The organism is Comamonas faecalis, assembly GCF_039538025.1.
Lineage (GTDB): Bacteria > Pseudomonadota > Gammaproteobacteria > Burkholderiales > Burkholderiaceae_C > Comamonas_C > Comamonas_C faecalis.
The window spans coordinates 50,902-77,256 of record NZ_BAABBP010000006.1 but is presented as its reverse complement, the minus strand read 5'-3'; the positions used below and the strand labels follow the sequence as shown (position 1 = coordinate 77,256).

Genomic DNA, 26,355 nt, shown 5'->3' with positions numbered 1-26,355 from the left:
CCGCGCCGCCTTCCCCTACACTTGCGCCCCACCATGCAAGCGCCCGGGAACGCCCTGCACGTCGGCTGCGGCACCGCTGTACGCTTGCCACCCCAGCCATGACCCAAGATTTCGACGTTCTCATCGTAGGCAGCGGCCTGGCCGGCCTCACGGCCGCGCTGCAGCTGGCGCCTACGCACCGCGTGGCCGTCGTCACCAAGCGCGAGCTGCAAGCGGGCTCCAGCGGCCAGGCCCAGGGCGGCATTGCCGCGGTGCTGGCCGAGGGCGACAGCTTCGACGCCCACGTGCAGGACACGCTGACCGCCGGCGCCGGCCTGTGCGACATGGCGTCCACGCGCTTCGTCGTCGAGAACGCGCCGGACACCATTGCCTGGCTGCAGCAGATGGGCGTGCCGTTTTCCGAGGAGGACGGCCAGCTGCACCTCACGCGCGAGGGCGGGCACAGCGCGCGGCGCATCGTGCACGCCACCGACGCCACCGGCGCCGCGGTGCAAAAGACACTGATCGAGCATGTGCGCGACACGCCCAACGTCACGCTGCTGGAGCAGCACACGCTGATCGACCTGGTCACCAGCCGCAAGCTGGGCCTGGGCGGGCCGCAGCGCTGCGTCGGCCTGTACGCGCTCGACGAAGCCACCGACGAGGTCGTCACGCTGCGCGCGCCGCACACCATCCTGGCCACCGGCGGCGCGGGCAAGGTCTACCTGTACACCACCAACCCCGACACCGCCACCGGCGACGGCATTGCCGCGGCCTGGCGCGCGGGCTGCCGCGTGGCCAACCTGGAGTTCATCCAGTTCCACCCGACCTGCCTGTACCACCCCAACGAGAAGTCCTTCCTGATCAGCGAGGCGGTGCGCGGCGAGGGCGGGCGGCTGCTGCTGCCCGACGGCACCCGCTTCATGCCGTCGCACGACGAGCGCGCCGAACTTGCGCCGCGCGACATCGTCGCGCGCGCCATCGACTTCGAGATGAAGCGCCACGGCCTGGACTGCGTTCACCTGGACATCTCGCACCAGAGCCCGCAGTTTCTGCAGGAGCACTTTCCCAACATCCTGGCGCACTGCGCACAGCTGGGCATCGACATCACGCGCCAGCCCATCCCGGTCGTGCCGGCGGCGCACTACACCTGCGGCGGCGTGCTCACCGACCTGTCCGGGCGCACCGACATCGCCGGCCTGTACGCCATTGGCGAGACCGCCTGCACCGGCCTGCACGGCGCCAACCGGCTGGCCAGCAACTCGCTGCTCGAATGCATGGTGTTCGCCCGCGCCGCGGCCACGCACATCCAGGGCGACGCCGCGCAGGAGCGCGCGCCGCTGCCCGCCTGGGACGACAGCCGCGTGACCGACGCCGACGAGGCCGTCGTCATCTCGCACAACTGGGACGAGCTGCGCCGCTTCATGTGGGACTACGTCGGCATCGTGCGCACCAACAAACGCCTGGAGCGCGCCGCGCACCGCATCCGGCTGCTGCAGGACGAGATCCACGAGTTCTACGCCAACTTCCACGTCACGCGCGACCTGCTGGAGCTGCGCAACCTGGTGCAGGTGGCCGAGCTGATCGTGCGCAGCGCGCAAATGCGCCACGAAAGCCGCGGCCTGCACTTCAGCCGCGACTGGCCTGACCTTGCCGCCCCGGCCGCACCCACCATCCTCGTGCCCGCGCTGCGCTGACGCGCGGCCGGCATCCGCCTTTCCACACCATCCAAGGAGACTCCCCGTGCTTCGCACCCTGCTCAAATCCAAAATCCACCGCGTCAAGACCACGCACTGCGAGCTGCACTACGAAGGCTCGTGCGCCATCGACGAAGACCTGATGGACGCCGCCAACCTCTGCGAGAACGAGCAGATCCACATCTGGAACGTGGACAACGGCGAGCGCTTCGTCACCTACGCCATCAAGGGCGAGCGCGGCAGCGGCATGATCTCGGTCAACGGCTCGGCCGCGCGCCGCGCCTGCACCGGCGACCTGCTCATCATCGCGGCCTTCGCCCAGGTCGACGAGAAAGACGTGGCGGCTCACAAGCCCCAGCTGGTGTTCGTCGACGCCGACAACCGCCAGGTGGAACTGCGCCACAAGGTGCCGACGCAGATGCTGTAAGAGAGAGGCGCCCCGCCACGATCCGCGCCGGAACATCCATCGGCCAGGGGGCTGGCCACCTACGAAGAACCCATCGAGCGCTACGGCATCGCCAGCGTCGCATCCAGCCAGCCGCGCAGGCTGTTGACGAAGGCCCAGCGCTCGACGCGCGCCACGTCCTGCAGGCGCAGCACGCCCTCCTGCACCCGCCCTTCGCGCAGCAGCGCAGCGCGGCCCACGCCGGGCAGCAGGCCGCAGGCCAGCGGCGGCGTGATCCAGTGCCCGTCCAGCAACGCCGCGACATTGCCAAACGTCGACTCGGTGATCTCGCCAGCGGTGTTGTAGAGCAGCGTGTCGAACACGCCCGGCGGCGGCGCGAATGCCGCATAGTGCGCGCGCCGCGTGGTCTTGTGGCGCGTGAATTCACCATGCGCGTCGGCAAACGGCCGCGTGGCCAGCGCCAGCACCACGGGTTGCGCCGTCGGCTGCAGCACAAACGCCTCGGCGCGCGGCGCGCCCTGCGCGTCCAGCAGCAGGCGCACGCGCCACAGCCCTGCGCCATGCGCAGCGCACAGGGCATGAAGGCAGGATTGAACCCGCGCCGCGTCCCACGGCCGGCCGAAATGCGCAGCGGCGGCGGTCATGCGCGCCAGGTGCTCTGCCCGGTGGCGCAGCACGCCGCCGTCGAGCGCCAGCGTCTCCAGCAGGTCGAACGGCTCGCTCGCCCGCTCGACGAACACGCGCTTAGCCGCCCATTCGCGCCATTCGTCCGCCGCCTGCGATCCGGCGGTAATGCCGCTGCCGATGCCGCAGGTGACCTGCGCGCCGCGCAGCGCGACGGTGCGGATAGGCACGTTGAAGGTGGCGGCCACGCCACCCGCGCCGCCCGGCCGCACCACGCCAACGGCGCCGCAGTACACGCCGCGCGGCGCGCTCTCCAGCGCGTGGATTTGCTGCATCGCGCTGCGCTTTGGCGCTCCGGTGACCGAGCCGCACGGAAACAGCGCGCCGAACACGTCGGCCAGCCGCGTGCCCGCGCGGGTGCGCGCCACGACGTCCGAGGTCATCTGCCAGACCGTGGGCAGCGCCTGGGTGTGGAACAGCCGCGGCACACGCACGCTGTGCGGCTGGGCAATGCGCGACAGGTCGTTGCGCAGCAGGTCGACGATCATCACGTTCTCGGCGCGCTCCTTGGGGCTGGCGCGCAGCTGCGCGGCGCTGGCGGCGTCCTCGTCTAGCGTGGCGCCGCGCGCGGCAGTGCCCTTCATCGGGCGGGTCAGGATGTCGCCTGCGCCATCGGCGCCAGCGCGCCAGTCGAAGAACAGCTCGGGCGAGACCGACAGCGTCGCCTCGTCGCCCATGTCCAGGTAGGCCGCATAGCCGCCCGGCTGCGCGCGGCGCAGCGCGTCGAAAAGCGCCAGCGCATCGCCCTGCAGGCGGCCTGACAGCGGCGCCGTGTAGTTGACCTGGTAGCACTCGCCCGCGGCAATCGCACTGCGAATCCGCGCGATTGCCGCGTCGAACGCAGGCCGTGCCAGCGCCTCGTCCCACTGCACCGTCGCGTCGCCCGGCGCCAATGCGTCGTCCCAGGGTTCGGGCGCATCGAACACCGCGAACCACGCCAGCGGCCCGTCGGCAGCGTGGGTGCGCAGCGCCGCGTCGAACGCAGGCGCAGCCTCGTAGCGCAACTGGCCCACCACCCAGGCGCCGGCGCGCGCGGCGTCCTCGACCGCGTCCAGCACGGGGCGCACCTCGGCGAGCGTGCGGGCCACCAGCGTGGCGCGCGGGTTGCGAGCGCCGAAACGCAGGCGCGCGGCCGCGTCGTCGCGTGGGTCGGCAAAATCGATCTTGAATGAGTACAAGGTTGGAAAGGGTTTATTGCCCGCTGTTACCTCGCATCGAGTGATGCCGAGTGGCGGCGCTTCTTGTGCACATTGGCGAAAACGGCGTAACCAGTCATGACGGACGCCGTCGGGCCGCAGACCGGGGCGCCGCCGCGCGCCCCTCCCCGCTCACGCCGCGCCGAAATGCGGCACCAGCGCGCCGGCGGGCTGCCCGCTCTTGAGCGCAGCGGTAAACGCCAGCATGCGGTCGATGGGCAGGCGCGCGCGCGGGATGATGGCCGGGTCGACCTGCACCGCATTGGCGCCGCTCTCCAGCACCTGGGCGACGCCCGCCAGGCCGTTCATCGCCATCCACGGGCAGTGCGCGCAGCTCTTGCAGGTGGCGCTGTTGCCGGCCGTCGGCGCCTCGTAGAAAGTCTTGCCGGGATTGAGCTGGCGCAGCTTGTGCATCATGCCCTTGTCGGTGGCGACGATGAACTCGGTGGCGTCCATCTCCTGCGCGGCCTTCAGGATGGCGCTGGTCGAGCCCACCGCATCCGCCAGCGCCACGACATCGGGCGGGCTCTCGGGGTGCACGAGGACTTTGGCCTGGGGGTGCTCTTTCTTCAGCAGCTCCAGCTCCAGCGCCTTGAACTCGTCGTGCACGATGCACGCGCCGTTCCAGAACAGCATGTCGGCGCCTGTCTGCTGCTGGATGTAGCTGCCCAGGTGGCGGTCGGGCGCCCACAGAATCTTGTGGCCCTTGTCCTTGAGCGCACGCACGATGTCCAGCGCGCAGCTGGACGTGACCAGCCAGTCCGAGCGCGCCTTCACCGCCGCGCTGGTGTTGGCGTAGACGACCACGGTGCGATCGGGGTGCTGGTCGCAGAAGGCGCTGAATTCGTCGATCGGGCAGCCCAGGTCGAGCGAGCAGGTCGCGTCCAGGTCGGGCATCAACACGGTCTTCTCGGGCGAGAGGATCTTGGCCGTCTCACCCATGAAACGCACGCCCGAGACCACCAGCGTCTGCGCCGGGTGATCGCGGCCAAAGCGCGCCATCTCCAGCGAGTCGCTGACGATGCCACCGGTCTCCTCGGCCAGATCCTGCAGGTCGGGGTGCACGTAGTAGTGCGACACCATCACCGCGTTCTTCTCTTTCAGCAGGCGGCGAATCCTGTCCTTGAGCTGCACTCGCTCGGTGGGCGAAGGCTCGGGCGGCACGCGCGCCCAGGCGTACTTGGTCGAGCAGGCAGCGCCCTCGTCCTGGGGCTGCTCGTATTCGACGTCAATGACTCGTGGCATCTCGACTCCTCACAACACTTGCATGCGCATCGAAAAATCGGTGGCCCGCACGTCCTTGGTCAGCACCCCGATCGAGATGCGGTCCACGCCGGTCTCGGCCAGCGCACGCAGGCCGTCCAGCGTCACGCCGCCGGATATCTCCAGCACCGCGCGCCCGGCGTTGATCTGCACCGCCTCGCGCAGCACGGGCAGCGGCATGTTGTCCAGCAGCACCATGGCGGCGCCGGCGTCCAGTGCCTCGCGCAGCTGCGCCAGTGTCTCGACCTCGATCTCGACGAAGCGCGCGCGCGCCGCCACGGCCTGGGCCGCGCGCAGTACCTGCGCCACGCCGCCGGCGGCGGCAATGTGGTTTTCCTTGATCAGCACCGCGTCGTGCAGGCCCATGCGGTGGTTGAGCCCGCCGCCCACGCTCACCGCGTACTTCTGCGCCACGCGCAGGCCGGGCAGCGTCTTGCGCGTGTCGACGATGCGCGCGCGCGTGCCTTCGACCGCCTGCACGTAGGTGGCCGTCTTGGTCGCCACGCCCGACAGCAGCTGCAGGAAATTGAGCATGGTGCGCTCGGCCGTCAGCAGCGCGCGCGCCGGGCCTTCGACCTCCAGCACCACCTGGTCGGGCGCGCAGCGCCCGCCTTCGGCCACCTGCCAGGTGATGCTCGCATCGGGCGCGAGCGCGCGCAGCGTCGCCTCGGCCCAGGGCGCGCCGCACACCACGGCCGCTTCGCGCGCCAGGATGCGCGCGCGCACGCGCTGGCCCTCGGGCACCAGGGCGGCGGTCAGGTCGCCGCCGCCCACGTCTTCCTGCAAGGCGCGGCGCACGTCGTCCTGCGCCTGCGCGGCAATGGCCTGGGGGTTCATCTCGTTGTCGATAGGGGGTTGTTTCATGGGGCGACAAGCATAGCGGCTGGCGCGCCAGCGCAAGAGACATAGGGCCATCACCCACGCCTTCAACCCTGGCACCATGGGCGCGCTGCGCTGGTGCGGTGCAACATAAACGCATAGACTCACCGCGTTCTGCGTTTTTTGCGCCGCCAAGAGCCCCAGAAGCCCCAGGAGACCCAGCCATGTCCGCCATCCCCGCCACCACCACCGGAACGCCCTACGGCACGCTGCCGCCGGCCTCGCCCCTGCCCCGGCGCAAGCCCATCAGCTTGCCGCGGTTAACGCAGATGCGCGCCGAGGGCGAAAAAATCACCATGCTCACCGCCTACGACGCCACGTTTGCCGCGGTGGCCGACGCCGCCGGCGTCGAATGCATCCTGGTGGGCGACTCGCTGGGCATGGTCTGCCAGGGCCTGCACAGCACCGTGGGCGTAAGCCTGCAGACCATGGCCTATCACACCGAAAGCGTCACGCGCGGCCTGCACCGCGCCCAGGGCACGGCCTGGGTCATTGCCGACCTGCCCTACGGCAGCTACCAGGAGTCGCGCGAGCAGGCGCTGCGCAGCGCCAGCGTGCTGATGCAGGCAGGTGCGCACATGGTCAAGCTCGAAGGCGGCGGCTGGACCGCGCCCACGGTGGACTTTCTCGTCGAGCGCGGCATCCCCGTCTGCGCCCACCTGGGTCTGACGCCGCAGACCGTGCACGCGCTGGGCGGCTACCGCGTGCAGGGCCGCGGCGACGCGCAGGCCGCCGAGCTGCGCCACCACGCGCTGCAGCTGCAGGACGCCGGCGCCTCCATGCTGGTGCTGGAGATGGTGCCCGCCCAGCTGTCGGCCAGCCTGACGCAGGAGCTGACGCACTGCCACACCATCGGCATCGGCGCGGGCAAGGGCACGGCCGGCCAGGTGCTGGTGCTGCACGACATGCTGGGCGTGAACCTGGGCAAGAACCCGAAGTTCGTGCACGACTTCATGCAGGACGCGGGCAGCGTCAAGGGCGCGATCGAGGCCTATGTCCAGGCCGTCAAGAACGGCAGCTTCCCCGACGACGCCCTGCACGCCTGGTGACCTATTCCCGACGCATCCGCCCCTCCATGCACATCGTCCACACCATTGCCGACCTGCGCGCCGCCCTTGCCGGGCGCGGGCGCCCCGCCTTCGTTCCCACCATGGGCAATCTGCACGCCGGCCACCTGTCGCTCGTCGCGCAGGCCAGGCCGCTGGGCGACGTGAGCGTAGCCAGCATCTTCGTCAACCGCCTGCAGTTCGCGCCGCACGAGGACTTCGACAGCTACCCGCGCACCTGGCAGGCCGATTGCGACGCGCTGCAGGCCGCCGGCTGCGACCTGCTGTTCGCCCCGCGCGAGTCCGACCTCTACCCCCAGCCTCAGACCTTTACCGTGCAGCCCGACCCGCAGCTGGACGGCATGCTGGAAGGGCACTTTCGCCCGGGGTTCTTCGCCGGCGTCTGCACCGTGGTGATGAAGCTGTTCTCGGCCGTGTTCTTCGCCAGCGGCGGCGGCACCGCGGTCTTCGGCAAGAAGGACTACCAGCAGCTGATGGTGATCCGCCACATGGTGCAGCAGTTCGCGCTGCCCATCGCCATCGTCGCCGGCGAGACCGCGCGCGCCGGCGACGGCCTGGCGCTGAGCTCGCGCAACGGCTACCTGGACGCCGCCGCCCGCAGCCGCGCGGTGCAGCTGTCGCAGGCGCTGCGCGCGCTGGCCGACGCGGCGCTGCAGCCCGGCGCCGACCTGGCGGCGCTCGAAGCGCACGCGCTGCAAACGCTCAGTGCCCAGGGCTGGGAGGCCGACTACCTGACGGTGCGCGAGCGTAGTGACCTTTCGCCCCCCGTTGGCGCGCCCCAGGCCGGCCAGCTGGTTGCGCTGGGCGCTGCGCGGCTGGATGGCACGCGGTTGATCGACAACCTGGAGTTTTAGTTTCCCGGGTATTTTTGGCCGTTGCTGCGCGCCGTCAACTGCCGTTACTGCGTAACCCGATACCCCGATTTCTCGACAATGGGCCGCGACGCTTCGCGCTGAGCCCGGATCAGGGCCGTAACCTCGGCGCCGGGCATGCCGGTGGTAACGATGCCGATCTGCTCCATCTTTGCCGCGAAGTCGGGGTCTTTGACGATCTCGATCATCGCCTTCTCCAACCGGCTCACGACATCGGCCGGCGTGCCCACGGGCACATAGGCGGCGTACCAACTCGATGCCTGCTCGAAGCCCAGCACGCCCTGCTCCTTGAACGTGGGGACGTTGGGAATCAGCCTGGAGCGCTCCATACCCGGCACGCCCAAGTATTTGATCTTGCCGGCCTTCTCCAGCTCCGACGCCGATCCGACGATGTCCATGCCGATGGGCAGTACGCCGCCGATTTCGTCGGTGAGCATCGACGGCGCGCCCTTGTAGGCGACGGGCGTCAGATCCAGATTCATCTTCTGGTTCATCTCCAGCAGGCCGAAGTGCAGCACGCCACCCATCGACACCATGCCAACGCCGGTCTCGTTCGGATTCTTCTTGACCCAGTCCAGGTACTCGCGCATCGACGAATAAGGGCTTTTCGCCGACGTCGTGGCCACCAGCGGCGTGTCGGCCAGGTGGGCCACGGGGATCATGTCCTTGTCCGGATCGAAGGGCAGCTTGTCATAGGTCAGCGGGTGAGTGACGAAGGGCGGCGCCGGGCTGATCAGAACGGTGTTGCCGTCGGGCGCTGCGCGCTTGACCGTCATCAGCGCGATATGGGTGCTGGCGCCGGGCTTGTTGTCGACGATGACGGTGCGCCCCAGGTCGGTGCGCAGCTTCTCGGCCATGGCGCGCGACATGCTGTCGAGCGCCCCACCAGCGGAAAAGCCGATGACGATCTTGAGCGGCGTGCTCGACGCGGTCTGTGCCGCCGCCGTGGTGGCGACCAGCGCGGCGCACAGCGCGGTGCCCGTGATTTTGGCAATGGTTGTGAGGGACATGTCTCCTACTCCTTTGGATGGTTGGGATGTTGTGGCGAAACGGGGTGAAAAAAGTGCGCGGCGTACTCCTCGCCGTCAATGCGCGCCGATGGCGTGCACGACCAGCGCCAGGCCGCTGGCAACCAGCAGCGCGCAGATCAGCCGGCGCAGCATCTCGGGTGACACACGCCGGGCCGCGTGGTGGCCCAGCACCACGCCCACAGCGGCGACGGCCAGCAGCACCAGCCAGCGCTGCCACAGCTCGGTGTGCGACAGCCGCCCCGACGCGCCCATGGTCAGCAGCACCGCGCAGGCGCTGACGGTGATCACCACCGGCGTGCTGGCGCGCAGCGCCATCACGTCGGGCAGGCGCCGGGCAAGCCAGGCGACCACCAGCGGGCCGGCCGTGCCGAACAGCATTTCCACCAGGCCGATGGCGCTGCCCGCGGCATGGCCCCAGGGCGCGGCCAGCTGCCGGCGCCGGGCCGGCGCACCGCGCAGCGCTTGTGCGCCCACGGCCGCCACGTACAGGCCCAGGGCCAGCAGGGGCCAGCGGCTGTCCAGCCGGGCCGACAGCCACAGGCCGACCAAGGCGCCCGCCACCATGCCCGGCAGCAGGCGCCGCAGTTCGGCAAAGTTGACGTGGCGCAGGTTCAGCCCACCCAGCAGCAGCGAGGCCGGCACGTCCAGCAGCAGTACCAGGGGCACGACCTCGGCCAGCGGCCAGCGCCATGCCAGCAGGGGCACGATGACCAGGGCCGAGCCAAAGCCCGTGATGCCCAGCACCACGTAGCCCAGCAACACCACCGCGGCGGGGTAGAGCAGTTCCTGCATGGTGGTTGCTACGGTTCAGTCGATCAGGCGACGGCCGGCACCCAACGCTCACCATCGGCCGGGGTGGTGTCGGCGTCCAGCGGATAAATGGGGCGGCCCAGGTGCTTGAACGGAAACAGCCCGTAGTCCGAGCTGCACACGCCCGGCCCGCTGACGAGCACGACGTGTTTGGCAAACGGCCCGAACCCGGCGCGGAAATGCTGGCGCGACTTGAGCAGCACGTATTTGCACCGGGCCGGATCCACGCCGGCATGGGTGAACACGCCGGCGTCGTAGGGCTCCTGCGGCCGCTCGCTGATGAAGACCTGCACCGTGCCCACGCGCAGCACGGCGGTGCGGCCCAGGCTCTGGCGCACGCCCGTGAACATGGGGCCGGTGACAGTGTATTCGCCATCCGTCAGGCGCTCGACCACGCCCGTCAGGCGCAGCGGACGCCCCTTGAGCCCCAGGGCCGGCATGTCGGTCTTGCCGCCCACGTCCACCGTGACCTCGGCGCCCACGCCGCGCTCGAACAGCGTGGCCACCGTGGCCGGATCCCAGAAGGGGCCGGCGACCACGTCCTCCAGGCCTTGTTTCAGCACCTCTTCGAGCACGTCCATGATGTCGGTGACCCCGCCGGCGCCGCAGTTGTCGCCATGGTCGATGAGCAGCACCGGGCCTTCGCTCAGGCTCTTGGCATGGGCGATGGACTGGGGCACGGGCTCGCTGGGGAAGACGAAGTCCGCGCGGCGCGACCAGGCCAGCTCGCACAGCTCGTCGAGCAGGCGCGCGCCTTCCTTGATCTTGCCGCGCTCCGCCGCAATGACCACCGACAGGCCCGCGTACGGAATGTCCGACAGCGGAAAGCCGCCGAAGATGGAGGCATTGCACACCTCGCCATCACGCTCGGCCTGCATGGCGCGATCCATGATGTCCTTCATGGGCTGCATGGCGGGGGTCTGGCGCAGCATGTGCGTCAGCATGGGCAGGCGGCGCCACAGCAGCGTGGGCTGACTTTTCCCCTCCAGCCGGGCGCGGATGCTGCGCGCCACGCGCTCGCCGGTCTCGTAGATGTCCACGTGCGGGTAGGTGCAGTAGCCGGCGATGACCGTGGCGTTGCGGATCAGTTCGCTGCTGAAATTGGCGTGGAAGTCCAGCGCCACGCCGATCGGCAGGCCCGGCGGAGTGCACGCGCGCAGGCGGCGCAGCAGCTCGCCCTCGGCGTCCGGGTAGCCCTCGGCCACCATGGCGCCGTGCAGATCCAGCAGGATGGCGTCGCAGCCCTGGGATGCGCTTTGCACCACGGCGTCGCACAGGGTCTCGAAGGCCTCGCGCGTCACCACGCCGCTGGGCACGGCGCCGGCGTAGACGGCAAAGTCCACCTCGGCCCCCATCTCGCGCGCCATGTCCAGGTAGGCGGTGGCGGCGTTCTTCGTGCCCTCGCAGGCCAGGCGCGCCGCCTCGCCAAAGGCCGGGCCATCGCCGGTGCCGCGGCGAAAGTCGCTGTACACGGTGGTGATGGGCGAGAAGGTATTGGTCTCGTGGCGCATCAGGGCGACGACTAATTTCATGGCTTGGTTTCCCGCGTTCATGCGTGCATTCCTCCGGCGGCCTGGAGGGCGCATACCGGGCTTGCGTTGCAGTGTAGAAAGGCGATAAACCAATGTCCAATATATATAAAATGTTTTATTATTCAGTTTACATATGAATGAACATCGCCTGAAATGCTTTGTCGCCGTCTATGAGCAGGGCAGCGTGTCCGCCGCCGCCACGCGCCTGCACATGACGCAGCCTCCACTGAGCATCTTGCTGCGCAAGCTGGAGGACGAGCTGGGCGTGACGCTGTTCGATCGCAGCGGCCACCGGCTGGTACCCACGACGACGGGCGAGCTGTTCTACCTGCGCGCCAAGGCGCTGCTGGCCAGCCTGCAAACCATGCGCCGCGAACTTCGCGAGGCCGAGCAGGGCGCGCGCGGCAGCGTCCGTATCGGCTGCGCCACGGCGGCCAGCCTGTTCGTCATGCCCGACGTGATGCAGGCGCTGGAAGCGGATGGCCTGGACATCACCATCCACGTGCAGGAAGGCGAGGCGGGCCACATGCTGCAGCGCTTGCGCGAGCGCGGCCTGGATCTGGTCATCTCGCGCAGTGAATACGCCACGCCGGAGCTGGAGACGCGGGTCATCCTGGACGAGCCCCTGTGCCTGGCGCTGCCGCCGCAGCATCCACTGGCAGGCCGCGACCGGGTGCGGCTGCGCGACTTGCGCGGCGACCGCTTCCTGCTGCACCAGTCTCCGCTGGGGACCGGGATTTCCGACATGGTGCTGCGCGCCTGCCAGAACGCGGGCTTTGTGCCCAACGTGGTGTATTGGGGCGGCGAGACGCTGCCCATGCTGCTGATGGCGCACAGGGGCTTGGGCGTCGCATTCGCGCCGCAAAGCTTCGGACGGCTGGCTACGGGCCTGCCGCCACTGGTGGCGCTGGAAGGTGTGCAGCTGCGCACCCACCTGAATCTGGCCTGGCCGCGCCAGTACCCGCTGACGCCGACGGCGGCGCGGGTGCGGGATTTGATTGTGGAGAGGTTTGGGTAGGGGCTGGATCGTTTGGACGTTGCTGGCCGGGATGTGCGCCCGGCGGCGCACTCACTTTCACTCCAGGTCGTCAATCAACTGCCCCGCGCCACCCCTCCGACGCCGGATCACGCTCCATCAGGCGCGCCACCGCATCCTGCGCCTGCAACCGCCCATCCAGCAGCGCAACGACCGCCTCGGCTATCGGCATCTCAACACCGACGACGCGCGCGCGCTGCACCACGGTACGGGCACTGTAGACGCCCTCGGCCACGTGGCCCAGCGAGTCGACCGCCTGCTGCAGCGTCCTGCCCTCGGCCATCAGCAGGCCGACGCGGCGGTTGCGCGAGAGGTCGCCAGTGGCGGTGAGCACCAGATCGCCCAGGCCCGACAGGCCCATGAAGGTCTCGGCGCGCGCGCCCAGCGCCAGGCCCAGGCGGGTCATCTCGGCCAGGCCGCGGGTGATCAGCGCCGCCCGCGCATTCAGGCCCAGTTGCAGGCCGTCGCACAGGCCGGTGGCAATGGCCAGCACGTTCTTGACCGCGCCGCCGACCTCGACGCCGGCGATGTCCTCGTTGGCATAGACGCGCAGGTGCGGGCCGTGCAGCGCCTGCACCAGCGCCTGGCGCACCGCGGCGTGGCTGCTGGCGGCCACCAGCGCGGTGGGCTGGCCGCGCGCTACCTCCAGCGCAAAACTGGGGCCGCTGAGCGCGCCTGCTCGCAGCTGCGGCGTGGCCTGGGCGCAGACCTCGTGCGCCAGCAGGCCGGTGCCGGCCTCAAAGCCCTTGCACAGCCAGGCAACGGGCGCCTGCGCGCCCTGCACCAGCGCCAGTTGCTCGCGCAGCGCGGCCATGGGCGCGCCCAGCACGACCAGGTCGCAGTCGTGCAGCAGCGGCGCGACAGGGCCGCTGACGACGTCAAGGGAATCGGGCAAGCGCACGCCAGCGAGATAGCGCGCATTCTCGCGCGCGGCCTGCAGGGTGCGCGCATGCGCTGCGTCGCGCGCCCACAGCCGCACCCGGTGTGCGTCGCTGTGGCTGGCGGCGCTGATGGCGATCGCCGTGCCCCAGGCGCCCGCTCCCAGAACGCTGATGCGCATGGCTGCTCTCCTGCTCATTCGACTGGCACGCGCCGCCGTGGCGCGACAGACGGGAGTGGTTACTGCACGGTGGCGCTGGCTTCGTCGGCCTGCGCCAGCTGCTGCTGCTCGAACATGGTCTGGAAGTTGATCTCGGCCAGGTGCACCGGCGGGAAGCCCGCGCGGTTGATCACGTCGGCCACGTTGCCGCGCAGGTAGGGGTAGATGATCTGCGGGCAGGCCACGCCGACCACCGCGTTCATCTGCTCTTGCGGGATGTTGCGGATCTCGAAGATGCCGGCCTGCTTGGCCTCGACCAGGAACATGGTCTTCTCGCCCACCTTGGTGTGCACCGTCGCGGTGACGCAGATCTCGAAGATGCCCTCGACCACGTTGTTGGCCTGCACGCCCAGCTGGATGTCGACGTTGGGCTGCACCTGTTCGAGCAGGATGGCGGGCGAATTGGGCTGCTCCAGCGACAAATCCTTCAGGTACACGCGCTGGATCTGGAAGACGGGTGCGCTGTCCTGCGCGGCGTTTTGGTCTTGGTCGGCCATGGTCTGGGTCTCTCGGTGATGGTGGGATGGCAAAGCCCGCCGGAGGTGCGGCGGGCCAGCGGCAGATTATGCGGCCTGCAGCAGCGGCATCAGCTCGCCGCGCGCGTCCAGCGCCATCAGCTCGTCGCAGCCGCCCACGTGCGTGCTGCCGATGAAGATCTGCGGCACGGTGCGCCGCCCGGTCGTCTCCATCATCTGCTGGCGCGCGGCCGGGTCGGTGTCGATGCGCAGCTCCTCGATCTGCTCGACGCCGCGCGCCTTCAGCAGTTGCTTGGCACGGACGCAATAGGGGCAGACGGCGGTGGTGTACATCTTCACGGCTTGCATGGCGGTATTCCTTGGAGGTTCACGAAGCAGGCGGCGCCGGCTGCGGCACGCCCATCTGCCCAGCTTGGGGCGTATCAGGATTTTTCAACCGGCAGGCTGGCCTCGCGCCAGGCAGCCAGGCCGCCGGCGAGCACCTGCGCCTTGTCGTAGCCGAGCTTGCGCGCAATGTCGGCGCCGCGGCGCGCCCGCCCGCCACGCGCGCACACCAGAATGACCGGCACCGCCTTGTTCTTGACCACCTGGGGCAGGCGCTCGGCAAGTTCTGCCAGCGGCACGTTCTTGGCGCCGCCCACGTGGCCACCGGCGTACTCGGCAGCGTCGCACACGTCGATCACGACGGCTTTTTCACGGTTGATCAACTGCACCGCCTGCGCGGCCGACACGCCGCCCATGCCGCCGCCCTTGAGCATGGGCAGGGCCAGCAAGGCGCCCGATGCCAGCGCGGCAACAATCCAATACCAGTTCTCGACGATGAAGTTCACGGCTGTCCTCAGGCTAGTGCAAAGCCCGTCATTCTAAAATGCCTGGTTTTGACCAGAAACTTCCCGGCCCTTGCCATGTACAAACTCGTTCTGATCCGCCACGGTGAATCCACCTGGAATCTTGAAAACCGCTTCACCGGCTGGACCGACGTCGAGCTGACTCCCAAGGGCATTGCACAGGCGCAAGAGGCCGGCCGGCTGCTGCGCAGCGAGGGCTACGACTTCGACCTGGCCTTCACCAGCGTGCTCAAGCGCGCCACGCACACGCTGTGGCACTGCCTGGATGCGATGGATCGCACCTGGCTGCCGGTGCAGCACAGCTGGCGCCTGAACGAGCGCCACTACGGCGCGCTGCAGGGGCTGAACAAGGCCGAGACCGCCAAGCAGTACGGCGACGAGCAGGTGCTGGTGTGGCGGCGCAGCTACGACACGCCGCCGCCGGCGCTCGATCCGCAAGACCCGCGCAGCGAGGCGGCCGACCCGCGCTACGCCCGGCTGGCGCCCGGCCAGGTACCGCTGACCGAGTGCCTCAAGGACACCGTCGCGCGCGTCCTGCCCTACTGGAACGAGGCGATCGCTCCTGCGATTCGCAGCGGCCAGCGCGTGCTGGTCTCCGCGCACGGCAACTCGATGCGCGCGCTGGTCAAATACCTGGACGGCATCTCCGACGACGCCATCGTCGGCCTGAACATCCCCAACGGCATTCCTCTGGTCTATGAGCTGGACGCCGACCTGAAACCCCTGCGCAGCTACTACCTGGGCGACGCTCAGGCCGTAGCGCAGGCCGCGGCTGCCGTAGCCGCCCAGGGCAAGGCCTGAAACACGCCTGCCGCCCGGGGAACCGCCCGCGGGCGGGCCGCTCCAAGCGGTATATTGCGCCTCTGGCGTGAAGGGAAGATATGGGGCAGAAACTCAAGATTGCAGGCTGGATCGGCGTGGGCGTGGTCGCCGGCGCGCTGACCACCGTGTCGCTGCAGACCGTGGCGCGCGGCGCCATGGCACCGTTGCCGCTCGAGGAAATCCAGCAGCTGTCGGCCGTGTTCGGGCTGATCAAGAGCGACTACGTCGAGCCCGTCGATGACAGAAAGCTGATCACCGACGCGATCTCGGGCATGGTCGCAAGCCTGGATCCGCACTCGCAGTACTTCGACAAGAAGTCGTTCAAGGAATTCAAGGAAGGCACGTCGGGCAAGTTCGTCGGCGTGGGCATAGAGATCACGCAGGAAGACGGCCTGATCAAGATCGTCTCGCCCATCGAAGGCACGCCCGCCGACCGCGCCGGCCTCAAGAGCGGCGACCTGATCTCCAAGATCGACGACACCGCGGTGCGCGGCCTGTCGCTGAGCGACGCGGTCAAGCGCATGCGCGGCGAGCCCAACACCAGCGTGCAGCTGACCATCCTGCGCAGGAGCGAGAACCGCAGCTTCCCGGTGACGATCACGCGCGAGGAAATCAAGACCCAGTCGGTCAAGGGCAAGCTGGTCGAACCCGGCTACGCCTGGATCCGCCTGTCGCAGTTCCAGGAGCGCACCGTCGACGACTTCGTGCGCAAGGCCGAGGAAATCACCCGCCAGGAACCCCACCTCAAGGGCCTGGTACTCGATCTGCGCAACGACCCGGGCGGCCTGCTCGATGCTGCCGTGGCGATCTCGGCGGCGTTCCTGCCCGACGAGTCGGTCGTCGTCTCCACCAACGGCCAACTGCCCGAGAGCAAGTCCACACTGCGCGCCGCGCCCGAGTACTACGCGCGCCGCGGCCAGGGCGACCCGCTCAAGCGCCTGCCGGCGCAGTTCCGCGGCCTGCCGCTGGTCGTGCTGGTCAACGAGGGCTCGGCGTCCGCCAGCGAAATCGTCGCCGGCGCGCTGCAGGATCACAAGCGCGCCACCATCATGGGCAGCCAGACCTTTGGCAAAGGCTCGGTGCAGACCGTGCGCCCGCTGGGACCCGACACCGGAATCAAGCTGACCACGGCACGCTACTACACACCTAACGGTACCTCGATCCAGGCGCGCGGCATCGTGCCGGACGTGATGATCGACGAGACCGCCGAGGGCGACCCCTACGCAGCGCTGCGCCTGCGCGAGGCCGACCTGGAGAAACACCTGACCAACGGCCAGGGCGAGAAAGAGGCCAGTGCAGAGCGCGAGAAGGCCCGCGAAGAGGCGCGCAAGCGCCTGGAGGACGAAGCCACCAAGCCACACGCCGAGCGGCCCAAGCTGCCCGAGTACGGCTCGGACAAGGACTTCCAGCTGGCGCAGGCGCTCAACCAGCTCAAGGGCCAGCCGGTGCAGGCCAGCAAGACCCAGGTCGAGCGCCCGGCAGAAAAGAAAGACACCGCCGACGACGCGAGCGAGTGATGCACGCACCTTCGGCCCGCTGAAGGTACGCACACAGGCCGGGCCCGCCCGGCCTTTTTCATGCAAGAGACACCGCGATGAACGACGACCAGCTGCTGCGCTACGCGCGCCACATCATGCTCGACGAGATCGGCATCGAGGGCCAGGAGCGCCTGCTGGCCGCGCACGCGCTGATCATCGGCGCCGGCGGCCTCGGATCGCCGGCGGCGCTGTACCTGGCATCCGCGGGCGTCGGACGCATCACGCTGGTGGACGACGACGTGGTCGACCTGACCAATCTGCAGCGCCAGATCGCCCACACCACGGCGCGCGTGGGCCAGCCCAAGACACAGTCGGCCGCGCAGGCGCTGCATGAGATCAACCCGGGCGTCGCGGTCACCTGCGTGCACGAGCGCGTGGATCAGCAACGCCTGGCGCAGCTGGCCGCCAGCGCCGACGTGGTGCTGGACTGCACCGACAATTACCGCACGCGCCACGCCATCAATGCCGCCTGCGTCCAGGCGCGCAAGCCGCTGGTGGCGGGCGCAGCCATCCGCTTCGATGGCCAGGTCACGGTCTATGACACGCGCGATGGCCGCAGCCCCTGCTACGCCTGCCTGTTCGCGCCCGACGCCGACTTCGAGGAAGCCGCTTGCGCCACGCTGGGCGTGTTCGCGCCGATGGTCGGCATCATCGGCACCGTGCAGGCGGCCGAGGCGCTGAAGCTGATCGCCGGCGTCGGCCAGTCACTGGCCGGGCGGCTGCTGATGCTGGACGGGCGCAGCATGCGCTGGAGCGAAATGCAGATTCCGCGCGACCCGGACTGCCCGGTGTGCGCTGCGGCGCGCTGAGAATTCGCTCACGGGCCGATGGCTGCTGCGCTGGCGTTGATCGCGGCGGAGGCGCCGCTCCTACGGGAAAACAGCGCCGTCGCCGCGAATACCTCGCCGCGATCGATGCATTCGTAGGAGCGGCGCCCTCGCCGCGATGGATGCCCAACAGGAGCGTGATCACCCCCCCAGTCGTACCCGCCTCAACCCAGCCTGCGCTGCAGCCACTCCAGCACCGTCGGCGACACCAGCGCCTCAACCCGCCCCTTGAGCTGCGCGATCTCGCGCACCAGGGTGCTGCTGATGTGCTGCACCTGCGCGCCGGGGGTGAGAAACACCGTTTCCAGCTCCGGGCGCAGGTGGCGGTTCATGCCGGCGAGCTGGTATTCGTAGTCGAAGTCGGTGCCCGAGCGCAGGCCGCGCACCATGACCTGCGCGCCCTGGGCGACCGCGAACTCGGTGACCAGCCCGTCGAACGGCAGCACCCGCACCTTGGGCAGGTCGGCCAGCGCCTCGCGCGTGATCTCCAGGCGCTCGTCCAGCGTGAACAGCGTCTTCTTGTGGTGGGCCATCGCCACCGCGACGATCACCCCGTCGAACAGCGCGCTGGCGCGGCGCAGCATGTCCTCGTGGCCCAGCGTGATGGGGTCGAAGGTTCCGGGGAAGACGGCAAGCACGGACATGGGACAGACTCTTTCGTAGCGACGTTGGATGCGGGCATTGTCGCCAAAACCGCGTTCAGGCCGGGGCCGCGTCCGCCAGGCGCAGCAGATGCGCATGCACCGCGCCCGCCTTCAGGTAGCGGTGCAGCGCCAGGCCCAGCGGCGCCAGCGCGGCGTCGTCCCAGGCGTGCGGCGCCTCCAGGTAGACAAAGCCCGTGGGCGCCAGCGCGCGGCGCGCGGCCTTGAGCGCCGGCTCGAACCAGGCGCCCTCGCCGAATGGTGGGTCGATCAGCACCAGATCCAGGCTGGCCGATGCCTGCTGCGCCAGCGCCTGCAGCCCGTCGCCGCGGCGCAACTGCACCACGTCGCCAGCGCCCAGGCGCTGCACGTGGCGCTGCAGCTGCTGCACCAGCTGCGCGTCGCTCTCGACCAGCAGCACGGCCTGCGCGCCGCGCGAGGCGGCCTCCAGCCCCAGCGCGCCGGTGCCGGCAAACACGTCGATGCAGCGCCAGCCAGCCAGATCCTGGCCCAGCCAGTTGAACAGCGTCTCGCGCACGCGGTCGGGCGTGGGACGCAGGCCGGGGTGCTGCGCCACCGCCAGCCGGGTGCGCTTGAAGCGCCCGCCGATGATGCGGATCTCGCCCGTACCCGTTGGCGCGGCAGCGGCCTTGGCTTTTGCCGCGCCCGGCTTGCTCGCCCTGCCCGCGGTGGGCGTGCGCGCCGCGCGCCCGCTCAAGGCTGGCCTCCGACGATTACCGTGACCATGCGCTCGGGCTGCAGCGTGCGCTGCATGGCCGCGCGCACGTCCGGCAAAGTGAGCGCCTGCACACGCTCGGTCCAGTGGTCCAGGTAGTCCAGCGGCAGGCCGTTCCAGGCGATGTTGGCCACGTTGCCCAGCAGCTTGCGGTTGCTGTCGATGCGCAGCGCAAAACCGCCGATCAGGTTGTCCTTGGCGGCACGCAGCTCGGCCTCGGTCGGGCCGTCGGCGACGAATTTGGCGATCACTTCGCGCGTCACGCGCACCGCTTCCTTGGCTTGGTCGGGGCGCGTCTGCAGCGCGACGGTAAAGGCGCCCACGTTCAGCCCGGGCGAGAAGCCGCTGCCCACGCTGTAGCTCAGGCCGCGCTGCTCGCGCACCTGCTGCATCAGCCGCGAGGTGAAGCTGCCGCCGCCCAGGATGTGGTTGCCCACCAGCAGCGCGAGGAAGTCCGGGTCGCTGCGTTTGATGCCGGGCTGGCCGATCAGCACATGCGCCTGCGCCGAGTGGAACGGGATACTCTCCTGCTCGGCCGTCTTGAGCGGCTGGGCGTCGGGCACGGCGGGCAACGGCGCGCAGCCGCCCGCGTCCTGCTGCGGCAGGCGCGACAGCAGCGTCTGCACCAGCGTCTGCGCCTGCGCGCGGTCCACCGCGCCGACGATGCTCACCCGCGCGCGGCAGGCCTGCAGATAGTGCGCGCGCCAGGCCTGCATGTCGGCAATGCCGATGGCGTCCAGCGTCTGCGCGCTGGGACGCTGACCGTAGGACTGGCCGCCGTAGACCGCGGCGGCATAGGCCTTGGACGCGATGGTGCCCGGACGCGTGTCGGCCTCGCGCAGGCTGGCCTGCCAGCGCGCGCGCTCGCTGGTCCACACGCCGGCGTCCAGGCTGGGCTGGCCGATCTCGCGGGCGGCCAGCTGCGCGGCGCGCGCCAGCAGGTCGGGCTCGGTCAGCGAGCGCAGCGAGAACGACAGCGCGTCGCGGTCGGCGCCGGCATCCAGGCTGGCGCCCAGATCGGCCCAGGCCTGGCCCAGCGCGTTCTCGTCCAGCGCTGGCGCGTCGCCGTCGGCCTGCACGCCCTTGGCGCTCATCATGGCGGCAGCGCTGGCCAGGCCGGCCTGCGCCGCCGGGTCGCGCCGGCTGCCGGCGTCGAAGTCGATCTGCACGTCGACCATCGGGATGGCCGGGCTGTGCACCAGCCAGACCTGCGCGCCGCTGGGCTCGCTCCAGTGCTCGATGGGCAACAGCGCCCAGGCGCTTTGCCACAGCAGCATGCTGGCGGCGCCGGTCAGCACCAGGCGGCCGAACCGTCCCAAACGAGTGCCGGGGCGGCGCAGCGAGGCGCGACGCCCCTGTTCAAGGCTTGTCTTCATCGTCGATCCTTGGAGTCGTGCCAGCATCAGCGCACGGGCGCGGCAATGGGTTGCTCGGCGGCGGCCGGCTGCTGCTGCGCCACCTGCGTGGGCTGTGGCACCAGCGTGGCCACGGTGAGCTGGTCGTCGCCAAAGTAGCGCGCGGCCACGTCCTGCACCTGGGCGGGCGTCACTCCGCGCAGCAGCGTGAGCAGGCGCTCCTCGGCGTCCAGCGGCAGGCCCTGGGCCCAGTTGCTGCCCAGCTCGTTGGCCTGGCTGAAGACCGAGTCGCGCGCGTAGATGGTCGATGCCACCCACTGCGTCTTCACGCGGGCCAGCTCCGCCTCGTCCACGCCGTCAACGGCAATGCGCTGCACCTGCGCGCGCAGCGCCTGCTCCAGCGCCTCGGCGCTCTGGCCATGCGCCGGCACGCCGGTCAGCAAGAAGGTGGCCGGCCCGCGGCCAAAGACCCGGGCGTAGGCGCTGGCGGCGTCGGCCACACGGCCCTCGCCCTGGGTCAGCGCCTTGTCCAGGCGCGCGCCGTCGTAGCCGCTGAGCACGGCCGACAGCACCAGCAGCGACAGCGCGTCACGGTCGCCGTCTTCGAGCTGCTGCACGCGCCGCAGCGCCGGCACCTTGAACGCCATGGCCACGTAGGCCTGGCCGGCCGGCGCCTTGAACAGCACGCGGTGTTCGCCCTTTTGCAGCGGCTCGGTGCGCGGCTTGCGCGTGGGCACCGGGCGGTCGGCAATGCGCCCATAGGTCTTTTGCGCCAGCGCCAGCACCTGCTGCGCGTCGACGTCGCCAGCGACGACGACGACTGCGTTGCGCGGCACGTACCAGCGCGCGTGAAAATCGCGCACGTCCTGCGGCGTCATCGCGTCCAGGTCGCTCATCCAGCCCACGACCGGGCGGCGGTAGGGCGAGGCGATGAAGGTGGCGGCGTTGAGCTGCTCGATCAGCGCGGCGCGCGGCTGGTCTTCGGTGCGCATGCGCCGCTCTTCCTTGACGACCTCGATCTCCTTGGCGAACTCGGCGTCGGGCCATTGGTTGTGGGCAAAGCGGTCGGACTCCAGCTGCATCACGTCCTGCAGGCGGTTGGCCGGTATCTGCTGGTAGTAGCCGGTGTAGTCCAGCGTGGTGAAGGCGTTCTCCTGCCCGCCCAGTGCGGCCACGCGGCGCGAAAATTCGCCCGGCCCGAGCTTGGCGCTGCCCTTGAACATCATGTGTTCGAGCACGTGGGCGACGCCGCTGGTGCCGTCGACCTCGTCCATGGCACCCACGCGCACCCAGACCATGTGCACCGCCGTCGGCGCGCGCCGGTCGGGCTGCACGATGAGCTGCATGCCGTTGGCCAGCGTGAACTGCTGGGCGCCGTTGCCGTTGGTGGCCTGCAACTGGGGCAGCGCCGTGCGCTGAGCGGGCGCGGCGGCTGCGGGCTGGAGCGAGGGCTGGGCCAGTGCAAGCTGGCAAGCCAGCGCGGCCGTGAGGAAGATGATGTGTTTCATAGAATGGCTGTGATTTTAAGAACCCCTGCAATGTTCAGCTTTTTCAAAAAAAAACCCCCTGCGCCGCCCAGCGACGCCCCACCAGCGCCCAACGCGGCTGTTGCGCCGGATGCCCAGGCACCCGCAGCATCTGCGCCCGCGCCTGAATCTCTGCCTGCTGCGCCCGCACCAACGCCCGCCCCAGTGCCAGCGTCCGCGCCCTCCTCCGGCGGCGCGCTGGGCTGGCTGCGCAAGTCGCTGGGTGGCGGGGCTCCAGCTCCAGCATCTGTCGCTGCGCCCGGACGGCCCCCTGAAGCAGCAACATCCCCCGCCAGCACCCCGGCACCAGAGCCTGCTCCCACGCCGGCTGCGGCGCCCTCGCCCACGGCTGCGGCAGAACCAACGCCACAACCCGCTCCCCAGCCCAGCGCACCGGCAGTCGACACACTGCCCACAGAAACCCCTGCCGAGCAGCCGCGCCAGGGCTGGATGCAGCGCCTGAAGGCCGGGCTGCGCAAGACCGGCACCGGCATCACCACGGTGTTCACCGGCACGCGCATCGACGAGACGCTGTACGAGGAGCTGGAAGACGCGCTCCTGATGGCCGACACCGGCGTCAAGGCCACGCAGCATCTGCTGGATGACCTGCGCCGGCGCGTCAAGGAGGCCAAGGCCACCGAGCCAGCCGCCGTCAAGGCGCTGCTGGCCGACGCGCTGACCGACCTGCTGGCGCCGCTGGAAAAGCCGCTCGTCATCGGCGAGCACCAGCCCACCGTGATCATGGTTGCCGGCGTCAACGGCGCGGGCAAGACCACGTCGATCGGCAAGCTCACCCGCCACCTGGCCGACCACGGCCAGAGCGTGCTGCTGGCCGCGGCCGACACCTTCCGCGCCGCCGCGCGCGAGCAGCTGGGCGTGTGGGCCACGCGCAATACGGTCGAGATCGTCAGCCAGGAAGGCGGCGACCCAGCCGCGGTCAGCTTTGACGCCGTGACCGCCGGCAAGGCGCGCGGGCGCGACGTGGTGCTGGTGGACACCGCCGGGCGCCTGCCCACGCAGCTGCACCTGATGCAGGAGCTGTCCAAGATCCGCCGCGTGATCACCAAGGCCGACGCCACCGCGCCGCACGAGGTGCTGCTGGTCATCGACGGCAACACCGGCCAGAACGCGCTGGCGCAGGTGCGCGCATTCGACGACGCGCTCTCGCTCACCGGGCTGATCGTCACCAAGCTGGACGGCACCGCCAAGGGCGGCGTGCTGGCGGCGATTGCGCAGGAACGCCCGGTGCCGGTGTACTTCATTGGCGTGGGCGAGCAGCTGCAAGACCTGGAGACCTTCAACGCGCGCGAATTCGCCCAAGCGCTGCTGGGCTGACCACCCACTGCCACACCCAGCGCCCGCAACCACCCCATGCTGCTGGAACTGACCCAAGGTGCCGCACTGCTGCTGGCGCTGTGTTTCCTGTACAGCGCCGGAATGCGCCTGCTGACGAATCACCCGCGCACGCTGCAGCTGCTCGCCGGGCTGCTGTTTGGCGCCATTTGCATCGTCGGCATGCTGCAGCCGCTGCAGCTGGCGAGCGGCGTCATCATCGACGCGCGTTCGGTCGTGCTCAGCATGGCGGCGCTGTTTGCCGGCCCCTGGGCCGCTACCATAGCCGTACTGCTGGCCGCAGCCGCGCGTATTGCGCTGGGCGGCACCGGTGCAGCCATCGGGGTGGCAGCCATCGTGTTGTCGGCCGGTGCCGGGCTGCTACTGCGCCTGGCGCACCAGCATCGGCAGCTGCGCCTGTCGCTGCCAGTCCTGCTTGCCTTCGGCGTACTGCTGCACCTGGCCATATTGGCACTGTTTCAAGTGCTGGAGCCTGTTGCGGTCACGCGCGTCAACCGCCACCTGGCACTGTCCTATGTGCTCGTTTTCGCCCCGGCCACGGCGTTTCTCGGCTGGCTGCTGCGCGATGCGCACCAGCGCCAGCAGACCGAGCAGCAATTGGAGGACAGCACCGCCCGCCTGCGCGCGCTGACCCGCTCCATCCCCGACCCGATCTTCGTCATTGACGACGAAGGCCATTATCTGGAGGTACTCACGCCCGACGACTCACTGCTGGCACTGCCCGCACGGCAACTCGTCGGCCGGCGCCTGCATGACGTGCTTCCCGCGCCCATGGCCAGCCAGCTGATGCAGAGCATCGCCTACACGCTGCACAGCGGCCAGCCGCAGAACCTGCGCTTCGAACTGAACACACCCAGCGGGCTGCGGCATTTCGAGGCGCGCTGCCGGCCGCAGGGCATGAGGCTGCATGGACGCGCAGCCGTCGTCTTCGTCGCCCACGACCGCACGCTGCAGATGCAGGTGGAAGAGGCGCTGCAAGAGTCCGAGCAGCGCCTGCGCACGCTGCTGGCCGACATGCCGGCGGTTGCGGTGCAGGGCTACCGCGCCGATGGCGCAGTCACCTTCTGGAACCAGGCGGCCGAACAGCTGTATGGCTATAGCGCCGAAGAGGCACTGGACAGCAACCTGTACGCGCTGATCATCCCCGATGCCATGCAGCAGCAAGTGCGCAGCGACGTCGCCCGCATGTTCGCCACCGGCGAGCCTGTGGCCGCCGGCGAGCTGTGTCTGCGCCACAAGAGTGGCGCCAGCGTCGACGTCTTCTCCAGCCACGCCTTTGTGCACGTTCCCGGGCGCCCGCCCGAGATGTTCTGCATCGACGTCGACATCTCGGCGCGCAAGGCGGCCGAGAAGCAGGCGCTGTACCTGTCGCTGTACGACGCGCTGACCGGCCTGCCCAACCGCCGCCTGCTGGGCGACCGGTTGCAACAGGCGCTGGCCGGGCGCACGCGCGGCGGTTCATGCGCTGCACTGCTGTTCCTGGACATCGACCACTTCAAGACACTCAACGACAGCCAGGGCCATCAGGCGGGCGACCAGCTGCTGGTGCAGATCGGCGAGCGGCTGCTGGCCTGCGTGCGCGAGCACGACACCGTCGCGCGCCTGGGCGGCGACGAGTTCATTGTGCTGCTGACGCTCTTGAGCAATGACCGCAGCCATGCCGCGGCTCAGGCGCGCACGCTGGGTGAGCGCATCCTGGCCGCGCTGCGCAGGCCCGTGGCACTGGCCGGCCAGGAACACCACCCGACGGCCAGCATGGGCATCACGCTGATCAGCGAAACAGACACGAATGCCGAAGCGCTGCTGCAGCAGGCGGATCTGGCCATGTACCGCGCCAAGGACGAAGGGCGCAACCAGCTGCACTTCTTCGACCCAGCCATGCAGGCCAGCGTCGACCAGCGCCTGCGCCTGCAGGCCGAGCTGCACCACGCGCTGCAGGATCAGCAAATGCTGCTGTACTACCAGCCCCAGGTCGACGCGCAGGGGCGCGTCACCGGTGCCGAGGCGCTCTTGCGCTGGCAACACCCCACGCGCGGCCTGGTCGCCCCCGGCGCCTTCATTGCACTGGCCGAGGAGACCGGGCAAATCCTGGAGCTGGGCCAATGGGTACTGCAGCAAGGCCTGTGCCAGCAGGCGCGCTGGCGCGCCGACCCGCAGCTGGCGCCGCTCAAGCTCTCGCTCAACGTCAGCGCGCGCCAGTTTCGCCAGCCCGGCTTTGTCGACACGCTGCGCCTGCAGCTGACCGACAGCGGCGCCGACCCGGCCCACATCGCGCTGGAGCTGACCGAAAGCCTGCTGCTGCAGGAGCTGGACTCGGTGATCGCGCTGATGCAGTCGCTGCGCGCCCTGGGCCTGACGCTGAGCCTGGACGACTTCGGCACCGGCTACGCCAGCCTGAACTACCTCAAGCAGCTGCCGCTGCAGCAGATCAAGATCGACCAGGGCTTTGTGCGCAACCTGCTCGACGACCCCAAGGACGCGGCCATCGCCACCGCCATCGTCACCCTGGCCGACGCACTGGGCCTGCAGGTCATCGCCGAAGGCGTGGAGACCGCGGCCCATCACCGCATCCTGCTGGAGCGCGGCTGCCGTCACTTCCAGGGCTACTGGTTCGGCCGCCCCATGCCGCTGGCCGACTTCGAGGCCATGGTGCGCGCGCAGCACGCGCCGACGGCGTAAACC

At 69.7% G+C, this 26,355-nt stretch carries 24 protein-coding genes; 10 read left to right on the top strand and 14 right to left on the bottom strand.

Annotated features, from left to right (window positions below; translation table 11 throughout):
- The first annotated feature begins 98 nt into the window (after positions 1 to 98).
- The gene (nadB, locus tag ABD767_RS04975; RefSeq protein ID WP_103044965.1) at positions 99 to 1,676 is read left to right on the top strand and encodes an L-aspartate oxidase; all 1,578 of its coding nucleotides are present in this window, start codon (positions 99 to 101) and stop codon (positions 1,674 to 1,676) included.
- A 46-nt stretch (positions 1,677 to 1,722) separates the two neighbouring features.
- Positions 1,723 to 2,103, top strand: a complete 381-nt coding sequence (gene panD / locus ABD767_RS04970) for an aspartate 1-decarboxylase (protein WP_103044964.1) — start codon at positions 1,723 to 1,725, stop codon at positions 2,101 to 2,103.
- Between the two features lie 80 nt (positions 2,104 to 2,183).
- Here the strand turns inward: panD and ABD767_RS04965 are convergent, their stop codons facing one another.
- The 3 genes from ABD767_RS04965 to nadC all read right to left on the bottom strand — a co-directional run bounded on the left by ABD767_RS04965 (position 2,184) and on the right by nadC (position 6,089).
- Positions 2,184 to 3,944 carry a chorismate-binding protein gene (locus ABD767_RS04965; protein WP_344868544.1) on the bottom strand — a complete coding sequence of 587 codons (1,761 nt, stop codon included), beginning with the start codon at positions 3,942 to 3,944 and terminating at the stop codon, positions 2,184 to 2,186.
- Between the two features lie 150 nt (positions 3,945 to 4,094).
- Positions 4,095 to 5,207, bottom strand: coding sequence for a quinolinate synthase NadA (gene nadA, locus ABD767_RS04960; RefSeq protein WP_103044962.1), 1,113 nt, complete (start codon positions 5,205 to 5,207; stop codon positions 4,095 to 4,097).
- 9 nt (positions 5,208 to 5,216) lie between these two features.
- Positions 5,217 to 6,089 (bottom strand): carboxylating nicotinate-nucleotide diphosphorylase, encoded by an 873-nt coding sequence (gene nadC / locus ABD767_RS04955; protein WP_344868541.1) that lies wholly within the window; start codon positions 6,087 to 6,089, stop codon positions 5,217 to 5,219.
- 179 nt (positions 6,090 to 6,268) lie between these two features.
- Here nadC and panB point away from each other — a divergent pair, with 179 nt between their 5' ends.
- Both panB and panC read left to right on the top strand, forming a co-directional pair.
- Positions 6,269 to 7,153 (top strand): 3-methyl-2-oxobutanoate hydroxymethyltransferase, encoded by an 885-nt coding sequence (panB, locus tag ABD767_RS04950; RefSeq protein WP_344868539.1) that lies wholly within the window; start codon positions 6,269 to 6,271, stop codon positions 7,151 to 7,153.
- A gap of 26 nt (positions 7,154 to 7,179) precedes the next feature.
- Positions 7,180 to 8,025 carry a pantoate--beta-alanine ligase gene (gene panC / locus ABD767_RS04945; RefSeq protein WP_344868605.1) on the top strand — a complete coding sequence of 282 codons (846 nt, stop codon included), beginning with the start codon at positions 7,180 to 7,182 and terminating at the stop codon, positions 8,023 to 8,025.
- A 44-nt stretch (positions 8,026 to 8,069) separates the two neighbouring features.
- Here panC and ABD767_RS04940 read toward each other — a convergent pair whose 3' ends face one another.
- The 3 genes from ABD767_RS04940 to ABD767_RS04930 form a co-directional block, all read right to left on the bottom strand.
- Positions 8,070 to 9,053 carry a tripartite tricarboxylate transporter substrate-binding protein gene (locus ABD767_RS04940; RefSeq protein ID WP_344868537.1) on the bottom strand — a complete coding sequence of 328 codons (984 nt, stop codon included), beginning with the start codon at positions 9,051 to 9,053 and terminating at the stop codon, positions 8,070 to 8,072.
- A gap of 75 nt (positions 9,054 to 9,128) precedes the next feature.
- Positions 9,129 to 9,866 carry a sulfite exporter TauE/SafE family protein gene (locus ABD767_RS04935; protein WP_344868535.1) on the bottom strand — a complete coding sequence of 246 codons (738 nt, stop codon included), beginning with the start codon at positions 9,864 to 9,866 and terminating at the stop codon, positions 9,129 to 9,131.
- A 23-nt stretch (positions 9,867 to 9,889) separates the two neighbouring features.
- Positions 9,890 to 11,416, bottom strand: coding sequence for a M81 family metallopeptidase (locus tag ABD767_RS04930; RefSeq protein WP_344868533.1), 1,527 nt, complete (start codon positions 11,414 to 11,416; stop codon positions 9,890 to 9,892).
- Positions 11,417 to 11,549: 133 nt separating this feature from the next.
- Between ABD767_RS04930 and ABD767_RS04925 the strand changes: the two genes are divergently transcribed.
- Positions 11,550 to 12,434, top strand: a complete 885-nt coding sequence (locus ABD767_RS04925) for a LysR substrate-binding domain-containing protein (protein WP_103044956.1) — start codon at positions 11,550 to 11,552, stop codon at positions 12,432 to 12,434.
- A gap of 70 nt (positions 12,435 to 12,504) precedes the next feature.
- Here the strand turns inward: ABD767_RS04925 and ABD767_RS04920 are convergent, their stop codons facing one another.
- From ABD767_RS04920 to ABD767_RS04905, 4 genes are all read right to left on the bottom strand, one after another.
- Entirely contained in the window at positions 12,505 to 13,512 is a 1,008-nt protein-coding gene (locus tag ABD767_RS04920; RefSeq protein WP_103044955.1) for an NAD(P)H-dependent glycerol-3-phosphate dehydrogenase, read from the bottom strand.
- A 59-nt stretch (positions 13,513 to 13,571) separates the two neighbouring features.
- Entirely contained in the window at positions 13,572 to 14,048 is a 477-nt protein-coding gene (gene secB, locus ABD767_RS04915) for a protein-export chaperone SecB (RefSeq protein WP_103044954.1), read from the bottom strand.
- Between the two features lie 66 nt (positions 14,049 to 14,114).
- Positions 14,115 to 14,375: a glutaredoxin 3 gene (gene grxC / locus ABD767_RS04910; RefSeq protein ID WP_103044953.1), complete on the bottom strand. Its 261-nt coding sequence runs from the start codon at positions 14,373 to 14,375 to the stop codon at positions 14,115 to 14,117.
- 74 nt (positions 14,376 to 14,449) lie between these two features.
- Complete coding sequence (locus ABD767_RS04905) at positions 14,450 to 14,857, bottom strand: rhodanese-like domain-containing protein (protein ID WP_103044952.1); 408 nt, start codon at positions 14,855 to 14,857, stop codon at positions 14,450 to 14,452.
- A 75-nt stretch (positions 14,858 to 14,932) separates the two neighbouring features.
- Here ABD767_RS04905 and gpmA point away from each other — a divergent pair, with 75 nt between their 5' ends.
- From gpmA to ABD767_RS04890, 3 genes are all read left to right on the top strand, one after another.
- A complete protein-coding gene (gene gpmA / locus ABD767_RS04900) occupies positions 14,933 to 15,676 on the top strand; it encodes a 2,3-diphosphoglycerate-dependent phosphoglycerate mutase (RefSeq protein ID WP_103044951.1) in 744 nt (247 codons plus the stop codon).
- An 80-nt stretch (positions 15,677 to 15,756) separates the two neighbouring features.
- Positions 15,757 to 17,214 (top strand): S41 family peptidase, encoded by a 1,458-nt coding sequence (locus tag ABD767_RS04895; RefSeq protein ID WP_103044950.1) that lies wholly within the window; start codon positions 15,757 to 15,759, stop codon positions 17,212 to 17,214.
- 77 nt (positions 17,215 to 17,291) lie between these two features.
- Complete coding sequence (locus tag ABD767_RS04890) at positions 17,292 to 18,044, top strand: molybdopterin-synthase adenylyltransferase MoeB (protein WP_103044949.1); 753 nt, start codon at positions 17,292 to 17,294, stop codon at positions 18,042 to 18,044.
- Between the two features lie 182 nt (positions 18,045 to 18,226).
- Here the strand turns inward: ABD767_RS04890 and coaD are convergent, their stop codons facing one another.
- The 4 genes from coaD to ABD767_RS04870 all read right to left on the bottom strand — a co-directional run bounded on the left by coaD (position 18,227) and on the right by ABD767_RS04870 (position 22,302).
- On the bottom strand, positions 18,227 to 18,706 hold the full coding sequence (gene coaD, locus ABD767_RS04885) for a pantetheine-phosphate adenylyltransferase (RefSeq protein ID WP_103044948.1): 480 nt from the start codon (positions 18,704 to 18,706) through the stop codon (positions 18,227 to 18,229).
- Between the two features lie 55 nt (positions 18,707 to 18,761).
- A complete protein-coding gene (gene rsmD, locus ABD767_RS04880) occupies positions 18,762 to 19,421 on the bottom strand; it encodes a 16S rRNA (guanine(966)-N(2))-methyltransferase RsmD (protein ID WP_344868527.1) in 660 nt (219 codons plus the stop codon).
- On the bottom strand, positions 19,418 to 20,716 hold the full coding sequence (locus ABD767_RS04875; RefSeq protein WP_103044967.1) for an insulinase family protein: 1,299 nt from the start codon (positions 20,714 to 20,716) through the stop codon (positions 19,418 to 19,420). Before ABD767_RS04875 ends, rsmD begins: the two co-directional genes overlap by 4 nt.
- Positions 20,717 to 20,841: 125 nt before the next feature.
- Entirely contained in the window at positions 20,842 to 22,302 is a 1,461-nt protein-coding gene (locus ABD767_RS04870; protein ID WP_425549895.1) for a M16 family metallopeptidase, read from the bottom strand.
- 30 nt (positions 22,303 to 22,332) lie between these two features.
- Between ABD767_RS04870 and ftsY the strand changes: the two genes are divergently transcribed.
- Both ftsY and ABD767_RS04860 read left to right on the top strand, forming a co-directional pair.
- A complete protein-coding gene (gene ftsY / locus ABD767_RS04865; RefSeq protein ID WP_103044945.1) occupies positions 22,333 to 23,655 on the top strand; it encodes a signal recognition particle-docking protein FtsY in 1,323 nt (440 codons plus the stop codon).
- A 36-nt stretch (positions 23,656 to 23,691) separates the two neighbouring features.
- The gene (locus tag ABD767_RS04860; RefSeq protein WP_344868523.1) at positions 23,692 to 26,352 is read left to right on the top strand and encodes an EAL domain-containing protein; all 2,661 of its coding nucleotides are present in this window, start codon (positions 23,692 to 23,694) and stop codon (positions 26,350 to 26,352) included.
- Positions 26,353 to 26,355: the final 3 nt, after the last annotated feature.

What these genes read in the sequence shown, in the direction of transcription:
- nadA (WP_103044962.1), bottom strand. Translation starts at nt 5,207, where the DNA reads ATGCCACGAGTCATTGACGTCGAATACGAGCAGCCCCAGGACGAGGGC.
- panC (WP_344868605.1), top strand. Translation starts at nt 7,180, where the DNA reads ATGCACATCGTCCACACCATTGCCGACCTGCGCGCCGCCCTTGCCGGG.
- nadB (WP_103044965.1), top strand. Translation starts at nt 99, where the DNA reads ATGACCCAAGATTTCGACGTTCTCATCGTAGGCAGCGGCCTGGCCGGC.
- ABD767_RS04890 (WP_103044949.1), top strand. Translation starts at nt 17,292, where the DNA reads ATGAACGACGACCAGCTGCTGCGCTACGCGCGCCACATCATGCTCGAC.
- ABD767_RS04920 (WP_103044955.1), bottom strand. Translation starts at nt 13,512, where the DNA reads ATGCGCATCAGCGTTCTGGGAGCGGGCGCCTGGGGCACGGCGATCGCC.
- ABD767_RS04930 (WP_344868533.1), bottom strand. Translation starts at nt 11,416, where the DNA reads ATGAAATTAGTCGTCGCCCTGATGCGCCACGAGACCAATACCTTCTCG.
- panB (WP_344868539.1), top strand. Translation starts at nt 6,269, where the DNA reads ATGTCCGCCATCCCCGCCACCACCACCGGAACGCCCTACGGCACGCTG.
- ABD767_RS04925 (WP_103044956.1), top strand. Translation starts at nt 11,550, where the DNA reads ATGAATGAACATCGCCTGAAATGCTTTGTCGCCGTCTATGAGCAGGGC.
- ABD767_RS04895 (WP_103044950.1), top strand. Translation starts at nt 15,757, where the DNA reads ATGGGGCAGAAACTCAAGATTGCAGGCTGGATCGGCGTGGGCGTGGTC.
- secB (WP_103044954.1), bottom strand. Translation starts at nt 14,048, where the DNA reads ATGGCCGACCAAGACCAAAACGCCGCGCAGGACAGCGCACCCGTCTTC.
- ABD767_RS04875 (WP_103044967.1), bottom strand. Translation starts at nt 20,716, where the DNA reads ATGCTGCTGTGGCAAAGCGCCTGGGCGCTGTTGCCCATCGAGCACTGG.
- coaD (WP_103044948.1), bottom strand. Translation starts at nt 18,706, where the DNA reads ATGTCCGTGCTTGCCGTCTTCCCCGGAACCTTCGACCCCATCACGCTG.
- gpmA (WP_103044951.1), top strand. Translation starts at nt 14,933, where the DNA reads ATGTACAAACTCGTTCTGATCCGCCACGGTGAATCCACCTGGAATCTT.
- ftsY (WP_103044945.1), top strand. Translation starts at nt 22,333, where the DNA reads ATGTTCAGCTTTTTCAAAAAAAAACCCCCTGCGCCGCCCAGCGACGCC.
- ABD767_RS04940 (WP_344868537.1), bottom strand. Translation starts at nt 9,053, where the DNA reads ATGTCCCTCACAACCATTGCCAAAATCACGGGCACCGCGCTGTGCGCC.
- ABD767_RS04870 (WP_425549895.1), bottom strand. Translation starts at nt 22,302, where the DNA reads ATGAAACACATCATCTTCCTCACGGCCGCGCTGGCTTGCCAGCTTGCA.
- ABD767_RS04860 (WP_344868523.1), top strand. Translation starts at nt 23,692, where the DNA reads ATGCTGCTGGAACTGACCCAAGGTGCCGCACTGCTGCTGGCGCTGTGT.
- nadC (WP_344868541.1), bottom strand. Translation starts at nt 6,089, where the DNA reads ATGAAACAACCCCCTATCGACAACGAGATGAACCCCCAGGCCATTGCC.
- ABD767_RS04935 (WP_344868535.1), bottom strand. Translation starts at nt 9,866, where the DNA reads ATGCAGGAACTGCTCTACCCCGCCGCGGTGGTGTTGCTGGGCTACGTG.
- grxC (WP_103044953.1), bottom strand. Translation starts at nt 14,375, where the DNA reads ATGCAAGCCGTGAAGATGTACACCACCGCCGTCTGCCCCTATTGCGTC.